Source organism: Yokenella regensburgei (assembly GCF_003634235.1).
Classification (GTDB): Bacteria; Pseudomonadota; Gammaproteobacteria; order Enterobacterales; family Enterobacteriaceae; genus Yokenella; species Yokenella regensburgei.
Genome location: NZ_RBIZ01000003.1, coordinates 512,771 through 531,198 on the forward strand (window position 1 = coordinate 512,771; position 18,428 = coordinate 531,198).

Here is an 18,428-nt window from a genome sequence, read left to right on the forward strand (position 1 = left end):
AGCTTTCCAACCGAAGGAACAAAAATGAACGTCATTAAAACACCTTTAAAAGACTGCGTTATTATCGAGCCAAAAGTTTTTGGCGACTCCCGGGGCTTTTTCCTGGAAGCATGGCATAAAGAAAAATATGAGCAGGCCGGAATTACAGGTAACTTTGTTCAGGACAACCGCTCTCGCTCGAGCCGTAACGTACTGCGCGGATTGCACTTTCAGCGCACTAAACCACAGGGTAAGTTAGTGAGCGTGATTAGTGGTGAAGTTTATGACGTTGCTGTGGATCTTCGCCCGGGCTCCGAAACCTTTGGGCAATATGTTGGCGTTATTCTTTCTGGTGAGAAGAACAACCAGCTTTACGTTCCGCCTGGCTTTGCGCATGGCTTCTGTGTATTGAGCGAATATGCTGATTTTCATTACAAATGTACTGATTTCTACGATCCGTCAGACGAAGGCGGCATTATCTGGAACGATCCTGATATTGGTATTGAATGGCCTGTTACGTCGCCGCTGCTGTCTGATAAGGATATTAAATTAATGACTCTTGCTGAATACGGAAATTCATTATGAAATCGCATTATACGGTAATTGGTGGACGAGGATTTATCGGCAGTGAGATCGTCGAAAACCTGAAGGCGAAAGGTGAAACTGTGGTGGTGCCACCACGTGATGACGATTCATTATTCAATAGCGAACTGGGTATCGTCATCTATGCTGCGGGTAATGGTGATTGTGCTAATACCCCGTTTGATGTTTATAAATCCAATACCGAACTGCTGGCAGCTCTTTTAGAAAAAGCCAGCTTTGATAAGCTCATCTATATTTCCTCAACTCGTCTTTATATGGAGCAAGAAGGAGCGAGTGAGTCGGATGATTTGACTGTATGCACCAATGACAACAGAAGATTATTCAATCTTACTAAACTGGTGAGTGAAGAGCTGTGTCTAAAAAGTGCACGTGAAACAATTATTGTCAGACCTAGTAACGTCTACGGACTTGCGTTAAAGAGTAAATTATTCCTGCCAAGCATTATCAGAAATGCCATCTCTAACCATCATATTGATATGTATGTAGCTCCTGAATATGCAAAAGACTATGTTGCTGTTAGCGATGTTGCTGAGGTGATTTACCAAATCAGTCGTCACAGTCAGCATAAGATTTACAACATTGCTTCTGGTGTGAACACCACGGCTGCAGATATTGCGGAGCTTATTTCAAATAAAACTGATTGCACCATCAAATGGCATGACGGTTTTAAGGGCGAATATTTCCCTCCTACGGATAACTCGAGAACAGTCACTGAATATAGCCACACTTATCGGAACGTGCTGGCTGATATCGAAATAATGATTGATAATTTTAAAAAGAGCATGACTGCGGTCTGATTTTACTATCAACCATAACAAGTTGGAGTTGTTCTCATGTTTGATCTGGTAAAATCCGACATTCTTCGTTATTACCAATTAACCGGGCGTAATAAATCAACAGTTTCTTTCGGCGGTATCGTCGGCGCATTTTTGGGAATGAAAATGACGCCGGTTATTCTGTATCGAATGAGTCATTTTTGCTTTAAGAAAAGAATTCCTGTTGTTGGGAAGATCTTTGCATTAGTTAACTTTATCGTGTTCGGTGTTGAAATTGCGGCGAACTGCAAAATTGGCGGGGGATTCTTTATTCCTCACTCACAGGGTATCGTCATTGGTGCCTCTGAGATTGGCAAAAATGCAACGATATATCAGCAGGTTACCCTGGGCGCTAAGAACATCGATATTCCTTTCAACCATGCTAACCGCCCGGTGCTTGGAGATAACGTTGTTGTTGCCTCCGGTGCTAAGATTCTCGGTGGAATACGTATTGGTGACAACGTTATCGTTGCTGCTAATGCCGTTGTAATGCAATCTTGTGATAACAACGTGCTTTTGGTAGGGATCCCGGCTGTAGTTAAGAAGAGTATTTGAAATGAAAGTGTTGTTCCTGTGTCCTCGCTTTTTTAACTATGAAAACGAAATTTCTGATGCGTTAAGACGCGCCGGTGCGACTGTCGATTATTTTGATGAAAAACCATTTAACAATGTTTTCTTTAAAATAATTTTAAGGTTGTGGAAAAACAGTAATTTCATTCGCCGAATCTCAGATACCTACTTTGAGAAGATCCTTTCACAAGCGAACGAGCAATACGATTATGTGATAGTATTGAAAGGCGAGTCTCTTGACAGAAAAAGTCTTTTAAAATTTAAAGAGAAATACAAGAGTGCAAAGTTTATTTATTACGCCTGGGACTCAATTAAAAACTACCCTCATATCCAGGAATATTTGAATCTGTTTGACAGTGTGTTTACGTTCGATGATAACGATGCAAAAGCATATCATTATATGACGCATTTGCCATTATTCTTCTCACCGGATTTTGTTAATCACCATCAGCGGCCTTCATCGGAAGGGAAAAAACCAACCATTGCTTTCCTTGGTACTGTACACAGCGACAGATATAAATTACTGGGTGAAATATATCAAAAACACAAGAATGATTATAATTTGAATTTCATTCTGTTTTTCCCTTCCATCGTTGTGTTGTCAGGTTTCTTAGTTGCAAATATTAAAGATGTTATGAAATACAGACTTTGCAACTTTACCATCCGTTCCCGGAATAAAGCTCAGATCGCAAAATTTTTCTCTGATGCAGATGCCGTTCTTGATATACAGCATCCCAGGCAGTCTGGTTTGACGATGCGAACCATTGAGTGCTTACCGTTGAAACGTAAATTCATTACCACTAATGCTAATGTTAAGGGTTATGATTTTTACTCGGTAAATAACTTTTATTTTATAGATCGTTCAGATGTTAAGATTGATGCTTCATTTTTCAGTATCCCGTATAACGATGAGCATGCTGCTGTTATCGATAAATACAGTGTGGACTCTTGGGTAAGAACACTCTGTTCTGTTAAAGCTGAAAAAGCAGAGTTTTAACGTTATCTTTTTTGGAAGTATAGAGTATTGAGGTAGTGGAATGAAGGGTATTATTCTTGCTGGCGGTTCAGGAACACGCTTGCATCCTATTACACGTGGTGTGTCCAAACAACTTTTACCTATTTATGATAAACCAATGGTTTATTACCCAATGTCAGTGCTGATGCTTGCCGGCATTCGTGACATTTTATTGATTACCACTCCGGAAGATCTCCCTTCATTCCAGCGCCTGCTGGGAGATGGAAGTCGCTTTGGCATTAATCTCTCTTATGAAGTGCAACCTTCACCGGATGGCCTGGCACAAGCTTTTATTATCGGTGAGGAATTCATTGCAGGTGATAAGTGTGCTCTGGTGTTAGGCGATAATATTTTCTTTGGTCAGAGCTTTGGCCGTAAACTCGAGTCAGTGGTTGCCAGTGACGCTGGAGCAACGGTCTTTGGCTATCAGGTGATGGATCCGGAACGTTTCGGCGTTGTTGAATTTGATGACAAGTTCAAAGCCCTTAGCATTGAAGAAAAACCATTGAAACCTAAATCCAGCTGGGCTGTGACTGGCTTATATTTCTATGATGAAAACGTTGTTGAGATGGCCAAACAGGTTAAACCGTCTGAGCGTGGTGAGCTGGAGATAACAACACTGAACCAGATGTACCTTGAGAAAGGCGATCTGCAGGTTGAGTTGCTAGGCCGAGGATTCGCGTGGCTCGACACCGGCACCCATGACAGCCTCATTGAAGCCTCCCAGTTTATTCACACTATTGAGAAACGTCAGGGTTTCAAAATCGCGTGTCTTGAGGAAATTGCCTATCGCAAAGGCTGGCTGACTGTAGAAGAGGTTATCGCCCATGGCAATGACATGGCGAAAACTAATTATGGTCAATACTTACTGAATTTGGTTAAAAACCAATAATCAAATTCCATGCTGAACCCAACTCATATTTTATATTCAGAAGGCTGATCCGGTTTCTGGAAATTCCTAATTGCAGCGATACTTTAAACCCTGCAGTGGCTATTGTTTTTACTGTGATCAGGGCCACAAATGCCTATCTCTGACCCTGATTTATGAGTTAAGATTCTTGCAAATTATATCTGTCGGGGTTACCCGACCCCGACAGTGACCACACCTGACAGGAGTATGTAATGTCCAAACAACAGATCGGCGTCGTCGGTATGGCAGTGATGGGGCGCAACCTGGCGCTCAACATCGAAAGCCGTGGTTACACCGTCTCCATCTTCAACCGCTCCCGTGAGAAGACTGAAGAAGTTGTTGCCGAGAATCCCGGCAAGAAGCTGGTTCCTTACTACACGGTAAAAGAGTTTGTCGAATCTCTGGAAACGCCGCGTCGTATCCTGTTAATGGTGAAAGCGGGTGCGGGTACCGATGCTGCAATCGACTCCCTGAAGCCGTTCCTTGATAAAGGTGACATCATCATTGATGGCGGTAATACCTTCTTCCAGGACACCATCCGTCGTAACCGCGAACTGTCTGAAGACGGTTTTAACTTCATCGGTACCGGCGTTTCCGGTGGCGAAGAGGGGGCACTGAAGGGCCCATCCATCATGCCAGGCGGTCAGAAACACGCCTACGAGCTGGTTGCGCCAATCCTGACCAAAATCGCTGCTGTAGCCGAAGACGGTGAGCCGTGCGTGACTTATATTGGTCCGGACGGAGCGGGTCACTATGTGAAAATGGTGCACAACGGTATCGAATATGGCGATATGCAGCTGATTGCTGAAGCCTATTCTCTGTTGAAAGGTGGCCTGAACCTCTCTAACGAAGAACTGGCCCAGGTCTTCACCGAGTGGAACAACGGCGAGCTGAACAGCTACCTCATCGACATCACCAAAGACATTTTCACTAAGAAAGACGAAGAGGGTAAATACCTGGTCGACGTCATTCTTGATGAAGCCGCAAACAAAGGCACCGGTAAGTGGACCAGCCAGAGCTCTCTGGATCTTGGCGAGCCGCTGTCTCTTATCACCGAATCCGTATTCGCGCGTTACATCTCATCTCTGAAAGATCAGCGTGTTGCCGCTTCCAAAGTGCTGTCTGGCCCGAAAGCGCAGCCAGCAGGCGACAAAGCAGAGTTCGTTGAGAAAGTTCGCCGTGCACTGTACCTCGGTAAAATCGTCTCTTACGCACAGGGCTTCTCTCAGCTGCGCGCCGCTTCCGACGAGCATAGCTGGGATCTGAACTACGGCGAAATCGCGAAGATCTTCCGCGCTGGCTGCATCATCCGCGCCCAGTTCCTGCAGAAAATCACCGACGCGTATGCGGAAAACAAAGACATCGCTAACCTGCTGCTGGCACCGTACTTCAAGAAAATTGCTGACGAATATCAGCAGGCGCTGCGTGATGTCGTGGCTTATGCAGTACAGAACGGTATTCCGGTACCGACCTTCTCGGCAGCCGTTGCCTACTATGACAGCTACCGCTCTGCGGTACTGCCAGCGAACCTGATTCAGGCTCAGCGCGACTATTTCGGTGCGCATACCTATAAGCGTACGGATAAAGAAGGTGTCTTCCACACAGAGTGGCTGGATTAATCTGATTTAATCTCCGTCACTTACTAAGCCCGAAGCTTGTCTTCGGGCTTTTTTGTGCCCGCTATTGCTGGGGTCTGGCAATATCGCTGAAATTGCTTTTCGTCAATCGAGGCTCAACGTCGTGCCCGGGAAGGGCGCTCTGCCTTGACAGTACCTCGTTGTAAGAGGTAAAAATCCCTGATTCTTGTGATGGCGAAGCGGCCATCCTTACGGTTTAACTCACATAAGTTGCTATCGAATGAAAATAACAATTTCCGGTACTGGTTACGTCGGCTTATCCAACGGCATCCTGATCGCCCAACACCATGAAGTGGTGGCACTGGACATCGTGCAGGCGAAGGTAGACATGCTTAACAAAAAGCAGTCGCCGATTGTTGATAAAGAGATTCAGGAATACCTGACCACTAAGCCGCTGAACTTCCGCGCGACCACCGACAAGCACGATGCCTACCGCAATGCGGACTATGTGATTATTGCTACCCCGACCGATTACGATCCGAAAACCAACTACTTCAACACCTCTTCGGTTGAAGCGGTGATCCGTGATGTCACCGAAATCAATCCGAACGCGGTGATGATTATCAAGTCGACCATCCCGGTAGGCTTTACCCAGTCAATCAAAGCACAGCTGGGTATTGATAACATTTTCTTCTCGCCGGAGTTCCTGCGTGAAGGCCGCGCCCTGTACGATAACCTGCATCCGTCACGCATCGTGATCGGCGAACGCTCCGAGCGTGCTGAACGCTTTGCCGCGCTGCTGCAGGAAGGCGCCATTAAGCAAAACATCCCGACGCTGTTCACAGACTCCACCGAAGCCGAAGCCATTAAGCTGTTCGCAAACACCTATCTTGCAATGCGTGTGGCCTACTTCAATGAACTCGACAGCTATGCCGAAAGCCTGGGACTGAACTCAAAGCAGATCATCGAAGGCGTGTGCCTGGATCCGCGCATCGGCAACCACTACAACAACCCGTCCTTCGGCTACGGTGGCTACTGTCTGCCGAAAGATACCAAGCAGCTGCTGGCTAACTATGACCAGGTGCCAAACAACCTGATTTCCGCCATTGTTGATGCTAACCGGACGCGTAAAGACTTCATCGCTGATTCGATTCTCGCGCGCCATCCGAAGGTGGTCGGGGTATACCGTCTGATTATGAAAAGCGGGTCTGATAACTTCCGTGCATCTTCCATTCAGGGGATCATGAAGCGTATCAAGGCGAAGGGTGTTACGGTCATTATTTATGAACCGGTGATGCCGGAAGATGAGTTCTTCCACTCCCGCGTGGTGCGAGATCTTGAAGCGTTTAAGCAGGAGGCCGATGTGATTATTTCTAACCGTATGGCCGAAGAACTGGAAGACGTTGCGGATAAAGTGTATACCCGCGATCTGTTTGGTAATGACTAAGTTACAATAAAATCGCTGCGATAAAAAAGCCCTCATCAGAGGGCTTTTTTTTACACCTTATAAAACTCACGGTACCAGTCAACAAAGTTTTTAACCCCTTCCTTCACCGAGGTCTGCGGCTTAAAGCCGGTGACATCGAAGAGTGGGGTGGTGTCGGCGCTGGTCTCCAGGACGTCACCCGGCTGTACCGGCATCATATTTTTCTGCGCCGGGGTGCCAATAGCTTCTTCCAGCGCGGTAATGTAGTCCATCAGCTCCACCGGCGAACTGTTGCCGACGTTATACACCTGATAAGGCGCAGAGCTGCTGGCGGGGGAGCCGGTTTCAACCGTCCACTCCGGGTTGGCAACCGGAACCACGTCCTGCAGGCGCATCACCGCTTCAGCGATGTCGTCGATGTAGGTGAAATCGCGCTTCATCTTGCCGTAGTTGTATACGTCGATGCTTTTACCCTCGAGCATCGCTTTGGTAAATTTGAACAATGCCATATCCGGACGACCCCACGGACCATAGACCGTAAAGAATCGCAGACCGGTGGTCGGCAGGCCGTACAGGTGTGAGTAGGTGTGCGACATCAGCTCGTTGGCTTTTTTAGTTGCCGCGTACAGCGATACCGGGTGATCGACGGCGTCGTCGGTAGAGAACGGCATTTTGCGGTTCAGACCGTATACCGAACTAGAGGAAGCATACACCAGATGCTGCACCTTATTATGGCGGCAGCCCTCAAGCACGTTCAGATGACCCATCATGTTGGACTCCGCGTAGATGTGCGGATTTTCCAGCGAATAGCGCACACCGGCCTGTGCGGCGAGGTGGATAACGCGGTTGAATTTCTCGTCAGCAAACAGCGTTTCCATCGCTTTGCGGTCGGCCAGATCGATTTTATGGAAGCTGAACAGGGGCGACTGCAGCAGGTCAAGGCGTGCCTGTTTGAGGCTGACATCGTAGTAATCGTTAAGATTGTCGATACCGACGACCTGATGGCCCGCATCCAGCAGGCGTTTGCAGATGTGATAGCCGATAAAACCGGCAGCTCCTGTAACCAGATATTTCATAGAATTCCTCAGTACACGCGTTCAGGAAGGCAACCACACCTTCGGCTGTAACGAAAGGCGAAATCATACCCGCCGGGCGCCAAAAAAGATAATCGTAATCTACAATTAGCGTTGCCGCTACGGCAGGTAAACAAAGTCTGGAATCGGATAAAATCCGATAGTAATTCCAAAGCGGATGAGTAAACTACCAAAGTTTATGGGTCTCCTTTTTTCATTTAATGTTAAGGTTTGTATGACGCAAGAAACCAATAATGGGTCGAACGGATTTCGCCCGGAAGCTGAGCAAATCGATCTTATTGATTTAGTTGTGCAGGTCTGGCGTGGGAAAATGACGATTGCAATCTGTGTTGTCGTTGCTGTTCTTCTCGCCGTCGTCTATCTGTTTGTTGCAAAAGAAAAATGGACGTCTACCGCGATCATCTCCCAGCCGGATGCGGCACAAATTGCTTCGTACAATACCGCGCTGAATATTCTTTATCCCACCACCTCACCTAACATCAACGATGTCCAGGTACGGGTGATTGGTCGTTATAACGCGGCGATGTCAGCTTTGGCTGAATCGCTGGATAATCAGACCATCCCTGAAAAACTGACGGTCGAGCAGGCGGTAAAAGGCCAGGACCTCCCGATTAAGATCTCTTACGTCGGCTCTTCTGCTGAAGCGGCGCAGAAACAGCTGACCCAGTATATTCAGCAGGTTGATGAGCAAATCGCCAAAGAGCTGGATACTGACCTGAACGATAACATTAAGCAGCAGACCGCTACGCTGCAGACTTCGTTGCAAACTCAGGAGAAGGTGGCTCAGGAGCAGAAAGATCTGCGTATCAAGCAAATCAAAGAAGCGCTGAAATACGCCGAGCAATCCAATGTTACCAAGCCGCAGGTGCAACAGACTCAGGACGTTAACCAGGACACTCTGTTCCTGCTCGGCAGCGAAGGGTTGAGCTCGATGGTGCAAAACGAAGCCACCCGTCCGCTACTTTTTGCCAGCAGCTACTATCAGACCAAGCGTAACCTGCTTGATATCCAGAGCCTGCAGGTGGATCCGAAAACCATTCACGCCTATCGCTACGTGATGAAACCAAGCCTGCCGATTCATCGTGACAGCCCGAAACGTGGGCTCGTGGTGGTTCTCGCCGTACTGCTTGGCTTAATGGTCGGAGCAGGGCTCGTGTTGGGCCGAAACGCACTGCGGACCTATCAGGCAGAACGCCGCTAAATACAGATGAAATGAAAAAGGCCCGGCGCAACGGCTGCCGGGCCTTTTTTTTATTTGTGCCGTGCTCTAAGGTTCTCAATCACGGTGGTTAAATCGAGCTCCTGGTCCTGCAGCAGCACCAGCAGGTGATAGATCAGATCTGAGGCCTCGTTGGTCAGCTCGTGACGATCGTTGACCGTGGCGGCGAGGGCGGTTTCCACACCTTCTTCACCTACCTTCTGGGCAATCCGCTTGGTACCGCTGGCGTAAAGCTTCGCGGTGTATGAACTTGCCGGGTCGGCAGATTTACGTTCTGCCAGCAGCTGTTCGAGCTGCCAGAGGAACAGCCACTGGTGGCTGTTCTCGCCAAAGCAGCTGGAGGTGCCTTTGTGGCAGGTTGGGCCAGTCGGGTTGACCAGCACCAGCAGGGTGTCGTTATCGCAGTCCGGGGCGATACTGACCACGCTGAGGAAATTGCCTGAGGTTTCCCCCTTGGTCCACAGACGCTGTTTGGTGCGTGAGAAGAACGTCACCTTGCCGGTGGCCTGGGTCTTCGCCAGCGCTTCCTGGTTCATATAGCCCAGCATCAGCACTTCACCAGAAACCGCGTGTTGAATAATGGCGGGCATCAGTCCGTCGGTTTTTTGCCAGTCCAGTTGCTCTGTTAACATACCCTTATCTCCACGCCCTGTGCGGCCAGGTACGCTTTTAGTTCACCAATATTAATAATCTGCTTGTGGAACACCGAGGCCGCCAGCGCCCCGTCGACGTTCGCCACCCGAAAGGCGTCGAGGAAGTGCTCCATGGTCCCGGCGCCGCCGGAGGCAATAAGCGGCACGTGGCACACCTCGCGGACCTTACGCAGTTGTTCAAGATCGTAACCGTTACGCACGCCGTCCTGGTTCATCATGTTCAGGACTATCTCACCCGCGCCGCGTTTTTGCACTTCCTGCACCCAGTCGAGGGTTTCCCATTGCGTAACGCGGGTACGGCTTTCATCACCGGTATACTGATTGACGTGGTATTTGCCGGTGTCGCTATCAAACCAGGTATCGATACCCACGACAATACACTGCACGCCGAAGCGGTCCGCCAGACGAGTGATAAGCAACGGGTCCGCCAGCGCCGGGGAGTTCACCGAAATTTTGTCGGCACCAAATGAGAGAATTCTGGCGGCGTCGTCGAGAGATTTGATCCCGCCTGCCACGCAAAACGGAATATCGATAACTTCCGCCACGCGCTCAATCCAGCTTTTATCTACCACCCGGCCATCGCTTGAGGCGGTGATATCGTAGAACACCAGCTCATCGGCGCCTTCTTCTGCGTAACGTTTTGCCAGCGGGACGATGTCGCCGATGATTTCGTGATTGCGGAACTGCACGCCTTTTACGACCTGACCATCACGCACGTCCAGGCAGGGGATTATCCGTTTTGCCAGCATAGGATGGCCTCCGTCACGTTGAATTTACCTTCCAGCAGCGCGCGTCCGACGATCACGCCACGCACGCCGGTCCCACGCAGGGCGGCGATATCGCCAAGCCCGCCGATCCCGCCCGAGGACTGAAACGCCACCTGCGGATAACGGGCGCAGATTTCTTCATACAGCGCCACGTTGGAGCCTGCGAGGGTGCCATCGCGAGAAATATCGGTACACAGCACGTGCTGTAGCCCAACCGACTGATAGATTGCGATAAGCGTCTCCAGCGTCACGCCGGAGTTCTCCTGCCAGCCGCTGACCGCCACCTGCTTCACACCGTTTTCATCTATACGCACGTCCAGCGCCAGCACTAATTTGTCGGCACCAAAGCGTTTAAACCAGCCCTGAACGATGTCCGGGGATTTTACCGCCGTTGAGCCAATCACCACCCGCGCGACCCCCGCGTTGAGCAGGGCGGCCACGTCATCTTCGGTCCGCACGCCGCCGCCAACCTGCACCGGCACACTGACTCCGGCAACGAGATTTTTCAGCAACGGGATTTGCCGCTGGCTCGGGTCTTTTGCGCCGGTCAAATCAACCAGGTGCAGCACTTCCGCACCCTGGGCGGCATACTCCTGCAGGCGCGGCAGCGGATCGTTACCGTAGTCGCGCTGCCGGGCGTAATCCCCCTGGTGGAGACGCACGACCGTGCCATCAATTAAATCTAAAGCCGGAATAATCATCACATCTCCAGGAAATTTTTCAGCAGCTGCGCGCCGGCGGCACCGGAACGTTCCGGGTGAAACTGCACGCCGAAGAAATTATCTTTCTGCACCGCGGCGGTAAAGGGGTCACCATATTCGCACTGGGCGATGGTCCACGCGTTCACCGGCATGGCGTAGCTGTGCACAAAGTAGAACCACGCGCCGTCGTCGATACCGCGGAACAGCGGGTTCCCGGCTTTTGCCGAGACGCGGTTCCAGCCCATGTGGGGCAGGGGAAGACCACGGTCGAGCATCTTCGGCACATCCGCATTGATAATGCCCAGCATGTCCACGCCGCGCGTCTCTTCGCTGCGGCGGGCTAATAATTGCATACCCAGGCAAATGCCGAGCACCGGCTGGGTGCACACCTTAATCAGCTCAACCAGCTCGCGTTCGCGCAGCTGGTCCATCGCCGCCTGCGCGGTACCGACGCCGGGTAAAAAGAGCTTATCGGCGCGCAGCACCACGTCGGGCTCGCGGCTGACCGTTGGCGTATAGCCGTGGCGGCCGATGGCTGATTTCACCGAGTTGAGGTTGGCGCAGCCGGTATCGAGGATAACGACGTTCATCACAGCACCCCTTTAGACGACGGTAGCGTATCACCCTCAACGCGAATGGCCTGGCGCAGCGTACGGCCAAAGGCTTTGAACAGGCTCTCCACGCGGTGGTGATCGTTTTTGCCTTTGGTTTTCAGGTGCAGGGTCACGCCCATGGTGTAGGAGAGCGAGCGGAAGAAGTGCTCGATCATCTCGGTGCTGAGATCGCCCACGCGCTGGTAGGTGAACTCGGCTTTATATTCGAGGTGTGGACGTCCGGAGATATCCAGCGCGCAGCGCGCGAGACACTCGTCCATCGGCAGCACAAAGCCGAAGCGATTGATGCCGCGCTTGTCGCCGAGCGCCAGCTTCAGCGCCTCACCCAGCGCCAGACCGGTATCTTCCACGGTGTGGTGATCGTCAATATACAGGTCACCTTTGACGGTTATCTCCGTGCGGAAGCCGCCGTGGGTGGCAATTTGATCCAGCATATGGTCGAAGAAACCGACGCCGGTGTTAATCTTGCTGCCCCCTTCGCGATCGAGCCAGATTTTCACGTCGATCTGCGTTTCTTTAGTATTACGCTCAACGTGAGAGTAGCGGTCACGGGCGGTGAGCTGCTCCCCAATGGCGTTCCAGCCCAGCGTGTCGCGCGCATAGCGCAGACCGCCGATGCCCATGTTGTCGGCAAGCGTAATATCGGTGGCGCGATCGCCAATCACATAGCTGTTGGCAACGTCCATCATCCCCGGCTCAAGCCAGCGGCGCACGAGGGTGGTTTTCGGCTTACGACAGTCGCAGTTATCCGCTGGCAGGTGCGGGCAAATAAGCACTTCGTCGAAGGTCACGCCCTGAGAGGTCAGCACCTGCATCATCAGGTCGTGCGGTCCATCGAAGTCTGCCTGCGGGAAGCTGTCGGTCCCCAGCCCGTCCTGATTAGTAATCATCACCAGGCGATACCCGGCTTTCTGCAGCTTGAGCAGCGTCGGGATCACCTCCGGCTCGAAGGCGAGTTTATCGAAGCGGTCGACCTGATAGTCGCTCGGCGGCTCGGCAATCAGCGTGCCGTCACGGTCAATAAAAAGAAACTTCTGGGTCATACACTCTCCGCTCTCAGGGCATCAATCACACGCTGGCTCTCTGCACGGGTCCCGATGGTTATCCGCAGGCAGCCGCTCAATGACGGTTGTTTGTTCTGATCTCGTAAGATAATGCCCTGATCCCACAAAGATTTAAATACGGCACTTGAGGCGGTAATGCGCACCAGAATGTAGTTAGTTTTTGAATCGAAAACCTGCTCGACGCACGCTGTCTCCTGAAGCTGGCTCACCAGATACTGGCGCTCGCTCAGGATCTGCGCCACTCGCTCGCGCATCTGGGTAATGCCCAGCGGCGTTAACGCCTGGGCGGCGATATCAGCAACCGGGGTTGAGAGCGGGTACGGCGCAATCACCTTCAGCAGCAAATTAATCACCTGCTCGCTGGCGAGGGTGAAGCCGCAGCGCAGGCCTGCCAGCGCAAAGGCTTTCGACAGCGTGCGCAGCACCACGAGGTGCGGGTAATCGGCGATCCAGCCAGCGAGCGTCGCCTGCGGGCAAAACTCAATGTACGCTTCGTCGGCGACGACCAGCGCTTTACCGCGGGTCATCTCCAGCAGCACGCGCAGATCCTGCGGATTGATAATCTGCCCGGTCGGGTTGTTCGGGCTGCACACATAAACCACCTTCACGCCGTCGAGCTGCTCTGCGATGGCCGGGAGGTTGAGCTGCCAGTCGTCCAGAGCCTGCACGGTGCGATACTCCACGCCGAAGGTTTCGGCGCTGACGCTGTACATCCCGTAGGTTGGCGGGCAGAACAGAATGGCATCTTTGCCCGGCTCGCAGAAAGCACGAATCAACAGCTCAATCCCTTCATCCGCCCCACGGCTTACCAGAACCTGCTCCGGCTTCAGCCCGGCGTACTGGGCGTAGTTCTCAATCACCGCTTTTGGCTGACACTCCGGATAGCGGTTCAGCGTCTGCTGGGTCAGGCCAAACGGCACCGCCGTCGGGAATTCGTTGGCATTGAGCCAGACGTCACCTTTACCCCCCAGGCGGCGCGCAGACTGGTATGGCGTCAGATTACGGACATTCTCACGGGCTAACTCTTCGATGCTCATGCTTGCTCCTTGAGGGCGGCAACGCGCAGCGTTACGGCGTTTTTGTGGGCCATCAGACGCTCAGCGGCGGCCAGGGTTTCGATAGTGCTGGCGAGGCTTGCAAAGCCGTCGCGGGACAGCTCCTGCACCGTCATCCGTTTCTGGAAATCCGCCAGCCCAAGGCTTGAACAGGTGGCGGTATAGCCGTAGGTCGGCAGCACGTGGTTGGTACCGGAGGCGTAATCACCGGCGGATTCCGGCGACCAGTCGCCGAGGAATACCGAGCCGGCGCTGGTAATGTCATCCACCAGGCTGCGGGCATTGCGGGTCTGAATAATCAGGTGCTCCGGGCCATACAGGTTGGAGATTTGCACACACTGGGCCAGGCTTTCAGCAACAATCAGGCGGCTTGCCGCCAGCGCCTGACGCGCGGTTTCGGCGCGCGGCAGGTCGGCGAGCTGACGCTCTACGGCCTGTGCGACCAGGGTCGCCATCCCGGCATCCGGCGTCAGAAGGAGAACCTGCGAGTCCGGGCCGTGTTCGGCCTGAGAAAGCAGGTCAGAAGCCACGAAGTCCGGGGTGGCACCGCTGTCGGCGATCACCAGCACTTCCGAAGGGCCGGCGGGCATGTCGATGGCCGCACCGTCCAGACGCTGGCTGGCCTGGCGCTTCGCTTCGGTCACATACGCGTTGCCCGGGCCAAAAATCTTATCCACCGCCGGAATACTCTCGCTGCCAAACGCCAGCGCGGCGATGGCCTGGGCGCCACCGACGTTGAACACGTCCTGCACGCCGCAGAGCTGCGCGGCATAGAGAATTTCATCGGCAATCGGCGGCGGTGAGCACAGCACCACGCGCGGACAGCCGGCAATGCGCGCCGGGGTGGCGAGCATTAAAACGGTCGAAAAGAGCGGGGCACTGCCGCCGGGTATATAAAGGCCGACGGAGGCCATCGGGCGCGTCACCTGCTGACAGCGCACGCCGGGCTGGGTTTCGATATCAACCGCGGGCAGCAGCTGAGCGGTGTGGAAGCGCTCAATATTGCGCACCGCAACCGCCATCGCTTGTTTCAACTCCGGGCTCAGGCGTTCACCGGCGGCGGCGATGTCTGCCGCGCTGACCTTTAGGGCGGTGACGGTGGTTTTGTCGAACTTTGCGCCATACTCGCGCAGGGCCGCGTCGCCGTTGGTTTTAACGTTTTCCAGGATCTCCGCTACGGTGCGGGTAATGCTCTCTGAGGCCGCCACCGCCGGGCGCATCAGCAGAGCGTTTTGCTGCTCTGCGCTGCACTGGTTCCAGTCGATAATCGTGTTGAAGCTCATTGGCGTTACTCCATCATCTTCTCAATTGGCAGAACCAGAATGGAGCTGGCGCCCAGCACCTTCAGTTTTTCCATGGTTTCCCAGAACAGAGTTTCGCTGCTGACCATGTGCATCGCCACGCGCTGCTGATCGCCTGCCAGCGGCAGAATGGTCGGACGCTCGGCGCCCGGGAGCAGGGCAATCACTTCGTCCAGACGCTCGGTTGGGGCGTGCAGCATGATGTATTTCGATTCACGGGCCTGGATAACGCCCTGAATACGGGTCAGCAGCTTATCGATGAGCTGCTGCTTCACGTCCGACATTTCGCCGTCGCGCTGGATCAGGCAGGCTTTAGAGCGGTAAATCACTTCCACTTCACGCAGACCGTTGGCTTCGAGGGTGGCTCCGGTGGAGACGAGGTCGCAGATAGCGTCAGCAAGCCCGGCGCGCGGAGCCACTTCGACAGAGCCGTTCAGCAGGCAGGATTTAAAAGCGATGCCTTTCTGATCGAGGTAGCGCTTCAGCAGGTGCGGGTAAGAGGTGGCAATACGTTTGCCGTCGAGGGCGGCAGGGCCATTCCAGGATTCATCCACCGGGGTGGCAAGCGACAGGCGGCAGCCGCCGAAATCGAGGCGACGCAGGGTGAAATAGCGAGGGTCTTCGCCCTGGGCGCGGCGGTTCAGCAGCTCTTCTTCCAGCACGTTTTCGCCGATAATGCCGAGGTCGACCACGCCATCCATCACCAGACCCGGGATGTCGTCATCACGTACGCGCAGAATATCGATCGGCATATTTTCCGCCAGCGCAATCAGACGCTGGGTGTGCAGGTTGATTTTTATGCCGCAGCGGGCCAGTAATTCGCGTGAATCGTCGCTAAGACGCCCGGATTTCTGCATAGCTATGCGTAAACGATTGTTGTCTGACATTGTGGTTTCCTCGTTAACCTGTCTAAATCTTCTGGATCCGACCCAATAAAAAAGCCCCCGGAAGTATTCTCTTCCGGGGGCTCTCTCTTGCGTTCATGCACCACTGGAAGATCTGAATGTCTTCCAGCACACATCGCCTGAAAGACTAGTCAGGATGATGGTGATGATGATGGTTTTTGAATTGAACGCAGATCATAATTTTCTCGTTGAATGCTTATTCACTAGATGTCTTTTAACCTAAACCAGTTCGTCTACCGAAAGCAAGGGCTTTTTTCTATGATTAATTGATTTCATATTGATGCTATAAATTGTCAGCAGGGGCACGCTGGCGTAGCCTGTTAACTGGAGTGAACACCTCAGGAGATAACGCATGAAAAAGGTCGCGATTGTCGGATTAGGCTGGCTGGGTATGCCGCTGGCGCTGTCATTGACGGCGCGGGGTTGGCAGGTCACCGGCAGCAAAACCACTCAGGACGGAGTGGAAGCGGCAAGGATGTGCGGTATCGACAGCTATCCTTTACGTCTGGAGCCGCAGCTGGTCTGCGAAGCCGATGACCTGGATGCGCTGATGAACGTTGATGCCCTGGTGATTACGCTTCCGGCACGCCGCAGCGGGCCGGGCGATGATTTCTATCTGCAGGCGGTGCAGGAGATTGTCGACTCTGCGCTGGCGCATCAAATTCCTCGCATCATCTTTACCAGTTCCACCTCCGTGTATGGCAACGTCAGCGGTACGGTGAAAGAGAACACCCGGCGCGAACCGACGACGCTCAGCGGTAGGGTGTTGAAAGAGCTGGAAGACTGGTTGCATAACCTGCCGGGCACTTCGGTGGATATTGTACGTCTCGCCGGGCTGGTAGGGCCGGGGCGTCATCCGGGCCGTTTCTTCGCCGGAAAATCAGCGCCGGACGGCCAGCATGGGGTCAATCTGGTGCATCTGGAAGACGTTGTCTCCGCGATTACGCTGCTGTTACAGGCTCCGAGCGGCGGACACATCTATAATATATGTGCACCTAAGCATCCAACGCGTGCGGAGTTCTACCCGCAGATGGCCCGCGAGCTGGGGCTTGAACCCCCGACGTTCGGCGTGGGTGACAAGAACGATAAAGGCAAAATTATTGATGGCAACCGGATCTGCAACGAACTGGGATTTGAATATCAGTACCCGGACCCGCTGGTAATGCCGATGGAGTGACATTCGTGTGGCGGGAGTAGCCTTTTGCAGGGGAGGCGACGATGAAGCCACTACTGGATGTCCTCATTATTCTTGATGCTCTTGAAAAAGAAGGGAGCTTTGCCGCGGCGTCGGCAAAGCTCTATAAAACGCCTTCCGCCCTCAGCTACACCATTCATAAACTCGAAAGCGACCTCAATATTCAACTGCTTGACCGCAGCGGCCATCGTGCAAAGTTCACCCGAACAGGACAAATGCTGCTCGAGAAAGGGCGTGAAGTGCTGCACAGCGTGCGCGAACTGGAACAGCAGGCGGTAAAACTCAACGAAGGCTGGGAGAACGCGCTGGTGATTAGCGTCGATGATACGTTCCCGTTTTCGCTGCTAACGCCGCTGATTGATACCTTCTGCCAGCAGTATGGCGTGACGCGGTTGACCTTTGTGCGCGGCGAGCCGGAGAACCCCTGGGAGCGGCTGATGCAGGGCAGTGCCGATATCGTCGTAGGCGCGCTCGGAACGCCCCCCTCGCTGAGTGGTTATGCCTTCGCTCCGCTTGGCGAACTGGAGCAGGTGTTTGTGGTGGCACCGCAGCATCCGCTGGCGCAGGAACCGGAACCGCTGAGCCGCCGGATCCTGAAGCGTCATCGCGCCGTGGTTGTGGGGGAGCCACACGCTTCAGCCACTTCGGCGCATCGCCAACGGCTGGACGATCAACAAGCCATCACGGTTTTCGATTATAAGACTAAACTTGAGCTGCAGTTGAGCGGTCTGGCGTGCGGCTATATACCGCGCTATATGGCGCATCGGCTACTGGAAACCGGTGCGCTGGTGGCGAAAAAAGTCTCACCGGAACAGGTTCTTGACCCTGCATGGATAGGCTGGAATGAGCAGGCCGCCGGCCTCGCCAGCGCCTGGTGGCGGGAGTCTATTTTAGCAAATAGTGCTATCGCCAAGGTTTACCAGAAATCGGGTGATTGAAAATCAGCCATTTAGGCAAAACTTTTG

20 protein-coding genes and 1 other annotated feature are annotated in these 18,428 nt (G+C 53.1%); of the genes, 10 read left to right on the forward strand and 10 right to left on the reverse strand.

The genetic code is table 11. The annotated features are described in order from the left end of the window. The first annotated feature begins 24 nt into the window (after positions 1–24). The 7 genes from rfbC (at position 25) to ugd (ending at position 6,916) form a co-directional block, all read left to right on the forward strand. Positions 25–564 carry a dTDP-4-dehydrorhamnose 3,5-epimerase gene (gene rfbC / locus C7387_RS02435; RefSeq protein ID WP_006820743.1) on the forward strand — a complete coding sequence of 180 codons (540 nt, stop codon included), beginning with the start codon at positions 25–27 and terminating at the stop codon, positions 562–564. Beyond that, entirely contained in the window at positions 561–1,379 is an 819-nt protein-coding gene (locus C7387_RS02440; protein WP_120815963.1) for an NAD-dependent epimerase/dehydratase family protein, read from the forward strand. Before rfbC ends, C7387_RS02440 begins: the two co-directional genes overlap by 4 nt. Positions 1,380–1,415: 36 nt before the next feature. Then, complete coding sequence (locus C7387_RS02445; RefSeq protein ID WP_006820741.1) at positions 1,416–1,952, forward strand: serine O-acetyltransferase; 537 nt, start codon at positions 1,416–1,418, stop codon at positions 1,950–1,952. Between the two features lies 1 nt (position 1,953). Then, entirely contained in the window at positions 1,954–2,964 is a 1,011-nt protein-coding gene (locus C7387_RS02450) for a WaaS/CpsH family glycosyltransferase (protein ID WP_006820740.1), read from the forward strand. 40 nt (positions 2,965–3,004) lie between these two features. Beyond that, on the forward strand, positions 3,005–3,874 hold the full coding sequence (gene rfbA, locus C7387_RS02455) for a glucose-1-phosphate thymidylyltransferase RfbA (protein ID WP_038256531.1): 870 nt from the start codon (positions 3,005–3,007) through the stop codon (positions 3,872–3,874). 230 nt (positions 3,875–4,104) lie between these two features. Beyond that, on the forward strand, positions 4,105–5,511 hold the full coding sequence (gene gndA / locus C7387_RS02460; RefSeq protein WP_038256533.1) for an NADP-dependent phosphogluconate dehydrogenase: 1,407 nt from the start codon (positions 4,105–4,107) through the stop codon (positions 5,509–5,511). Between the two features lie 238 nt (positions 5,512–5,749). After that, positions 5,750–6,916: a UDP-glucose 6-dehydrogenase gene (ugd, locus tag C7387_RS02465; protein ID WP_006820737.1), complete on the forward strand. Its 1,167-nt coding sequence runs from the start codon at positions 5,750–5,752 to the stop codon at positions 6,914–6,916. A 50-nt stretch (positions 6,917–6,966) separates the two neighbouring features. Here the strand turns inward: ugd and C7387_RS02470 are convergent, their stop codons facing one another. Continuing rightward, entirely contained in the window at positions 6,967–7,971 is a 1,005-nt protein-coding gene (locus C7387_RS02470; RefSeq protein ID WP_006820736.1) for an NAD-dependent epimerase, read from the reverse strand. Between the two features lie 232 nt (positions 7,972–8,203). On the opposite strand from C7387_RS02470, the gene wzzB reads away from it, so the two are divergent. After that, on the forward strand, positions 8,204–9,190 hold the full coding sequence (wzzB, locus tag C7387_RS02475; RefSeq protein WP_040903740.1) for an LPS O-antigen chain length determinant protein WzzB: 987 nt from the start codon (positions 8,204–8,206) through the stop codon (positions 9,188–9,190). A 50-nt stretch (positions 9,191–9,240) separates the two neighbouring features. Here the strand turns inward: wzzB and hisIE are convergent, their stop codons facing one another. The 9 genes from hisIE to hisL all read right to left on the reverse strand — a co-directional run bounded on the left by hisIE (position 9,241) and on the right by hisL (position 16,446). Next, positions 9,241–9,840, reverse strand: coding sequence for a bifunctional phosphoribosyl-AMP cyclohydrolase/phosphoribosyl-ATP diphosphatase HisIE (hisIE, locus tag C7387_RS02480; protein WP_038256535.1), 600 nt, complete (start codon positions 9,838–9,840; stop codon positions 9,241–9,243). After that, positions 9,834–10,610 (reverse strand): imidazole glycerol phosphate synthase subunit HisF, encoded by a 777-nt coding sequence (gene hisF, locus C7387_RS02485; protein WP_038256538.1) that lies wholly within the window; start codon positions 10,608–10,610, stop codon positions 9,834–9,836. The genes hisIE and hisF overlap by 7 nt, the downstream gene beginning before the upstream one ends. Continuing rightward, positions 10,592–11,329, reverse strand: coding sequence for a 1-(5-phosphoribosyl)-5-[(5-phosphoribosylamino)methylideneamino]imidazole-4-carboxamide isomerase (gene hisA, locus C7387_RS02490; RefSeq protein WP_120815964.1), 738 nt, complete (start codon positions 11,327–11,329; stop codon positions 10,592–10,594). Before hisA ends, hisF begins: the two co-directional genes overlap by 19 nt. After that, a complete protein-coding gene (hisH, locus tag C7387_RS02495) occupies positions 11,329–11,919 on the reverse strand; it encodes an imidazole glycerol phosphate synthase subunit HisH (RefSeq protein WP_120815965.1) in 591 nt (196 codons plus the stop codon). Before hisH ends, hisA begins: the two co-directional genes overlap by 1 nt. Beyond that, a complete protein-coding gene (gene hisB / locus C7387_RS02500) occupies positions 11,919–12,986 on the reverse strand; it encodes a bifunctional histidinol-phosphatase/imidazoleglycerol-phosphate dehydratase HisB (protein WP_120815966.1) in 1,068 nt (355 codons plus the stop codon). The genes hisH and hisB overlap by 1 nt, the downstream gene beginning before the upstream one ends. Then, positions 12,983–14,044: a histidinol-phosphate transaminase gene (hisC, locus tag C7387_RS02505; RefSeq protein WP_120815967.1), complete on the reverse strand. Its 1,062-nt coding sequence runs from the start codon at positions 14,042–14,044 to the stop codon at positions 12,983–12,985. The genes hisB and hisC overlap by 4 nt, the downstream gene beginning before the upstream one ends. Then, on the reverse strand, positions 14,041–15,345 hold the full coding sequence (hisD, locus tag C7387_RS02510) for a histidinol dehydrogenase (RefSeq protein ID WP_120815968.1): 1,305 nt from the start codon (positions 15,343–15,345) through the stop codon (positions 14,041–14,043). Before hisD ends, hisC begins: the two co-directional genes overlap by 4 nt. A 5-nt stretch (positions 15,346–15,350) precedes the next feature. Then, positions 15,351–16,250, reverse strand: a complete 900-nt coding sequence (hisG, locus tag C7387_RS02515; protein WP_040903737.1) for an ATP phosphoribosyltransferase — start codon at positions 16,248–16,250, stop codon at positions 15,351–15,353. Positions 16,251–16,295: 45 nt separating this feature from the next. After that, positions 16,296–16,420: a sequence feature (His leader region), on the reverse strand. Then, positions 16,396–16,446 carry a his operon leader peptide gene (gene hisL, locus C7387_RS02525; protein WP_112471448.1) on the reverse strand — a complete coding sequence of 17 codons (51 nt, stop codon included), beginning with the start codon at positions 16,444–16,446 and terminating at the stop codon, positions 16,396–16,398. (Overlaps the previous feature by 25 nt.) Positions 16,447–16,620: 174 nt before the next feature. Between hisL and C7387_RS02530 the strand changes: the two genes are divergently transcribed. Together C7387_RS02530 and C7387_RS02535 are read left to right on the forward strand one after the other, a co-directional pair. Beyond that, positions 16,621–17,445 (forward strand): SDR family oxidoreductase, encoded by an 825-nt coding sequence (locus tag C7387_RS02530; RefSeq protein ID WP_006820725.1) that lies wholly within the window; start codon positions 16,621–16,623, stop codon positions 17,443–17,445. A gap of 41 nt (positions 17,446–17,486) precedes the next feature. Further along, positions 17,487–18,401 carry a LysR substrate-binding domain-containing protein gene (locus tag C7387_RS02535; RefSeq protein WP_006820724.1) on the forward strand — a complete coding sequence of 305 codons (915 nt, stop codon included), beginning with the start codon at positions 17,487–17,489 and terminating at the stop codon, positions 18,399–18,401. The last annotated feature ends 27 nt before the right edge of the window (positions 18,402–18,428 follow it).

Excerpts from the sequence above, each read along its gene's own strand:
- rfbC (WP_006820743.1), top strand. The coding sequence starts at position 25 with ATGAACGTCATTAAAACACCTTTAAAAGACTGCGTTATTATCGAGCCA.
- C7387_RS02440 (WP_120815963.1), top strand. The coding sequence starts at position 561 with ATGAAATCGCATTATACGGTAATTGGTGGACGAGGATTTATCGGCAGT.
- C7387_RS02445 (WP_006820741.1), top strand. The coding sequence starts at position 1,416 with ATGTTTGATCTGGTAAAATCCGACATTCTTCGTTATTACCAATTAACC.
- C7387_RS02450 (WP_006820740.1), top strand. The coding sequence starts at position 1,954 with ATGAAAGTGTTGTTCCTGTGTCCTCGCTTTTTTAACTATGAAAACGAA.
- rfbA (WP_038256531.1), top strand. The coding sequence starts at position 3,005 with ATGAAGGGTATTATTCTTGCTGGCGGTTCAGGAACACGCTTGCATCCT.
- gndA (WP_038256533.1), top strand. The coding sequence starts at position 4,105 with ATGTCCAAACAACAGATCGGCGTCGTCGGTATGGCAGTGATGGGGCGC.
- ugd (WP_006820737.1), top strand. The coding sequence starts at position 5,750 with ATGAAAATAACAATTTCCGGTACTGGTTACGTCGGCTTATCCAACGGC.
- C7387_RS02470 (WP_006820736.1), bottom strand. The coding sequence starts at position 7,971 with ATGAAATATCTGGTTACAGGAGCTGCCGGTTTTATCGGCTATCACATC.
- wzzB (WP_040903740.1), top strand. The coding sequence starts at position 8,204 with ATGACGCAAGAAACCAATAATGGGTCGAACGGATTTCGCCCGGAAGCT.
- hisIE (WP_038256535.1), bottom strand. The coding sequence starts at position 9,840 with ATGTTAACAGAGCAACTGGACTGGCAAAAAACCGACGGACTGATGCCC.
- hisF (WP_038256538.1), bottom strand. The coding sequence starts at position 10,610 with ATGCTGGCAAAACGGATAATCCCCTGCCTGGACGTGCGTGATGGTCAG.
- hisA (WP_120815964.1), bottom strand. The coding sequence starts at position 11,329 with ATGATTATTCCGGCTTTAGATTTAATTGATGGCACGGTCGTGCGTCTC.
- hisH (WP_120815965.1), bottom strand. The coding sequence starts at position 11,919 with ATGAACGTCGTTATCCTCGATACCGGCTGCGCCAACCTCAACTCGGTG.
- hisB (WP_120815966.1), bottom strand. The coding sequence starts at position 12,986 with ATGACCCAGAAGTTTCTTTTTATTGACCGTGACGGCACGCTGATTGCC.
- hisC (WP_120815967.1), bottom strand. The coding sequence starts at position 14,044 with ATGAGCATCGAAGAGTTAGCCCGTGAGAATGTCCGTAATCTGACGCCA.
- hisD (WP_120815968.1), bottom strand. The coding sequence starts at position 15,345 with ATGAGCTTCAACACGATTATCGACTGGAACCAGTGCAGCGCAGAGCAG.
- hisG (WP_040903737.1), bottom strand. The coding sequence starts at position 16,250 with ATGTCAGACAACAATCGTTTACGCATAGCTATGCAGAAATCCGGGCGT.
- C7387_RS02530 (WP_006820725.1), top strand. The coding sequence starts at position 16,621 with ATGAAAAAGGTCGCGATTGTCGGATTAGGCTGGCTGGGTATGCCGCTG.
- C7387_RS02535 (WP_006820724.1), top strand. The coding sequence starts at position 17,487 with ATGAAGCCACTACTGGATGTCCTCATTATTCTTGATGCTCTTGAAAAA.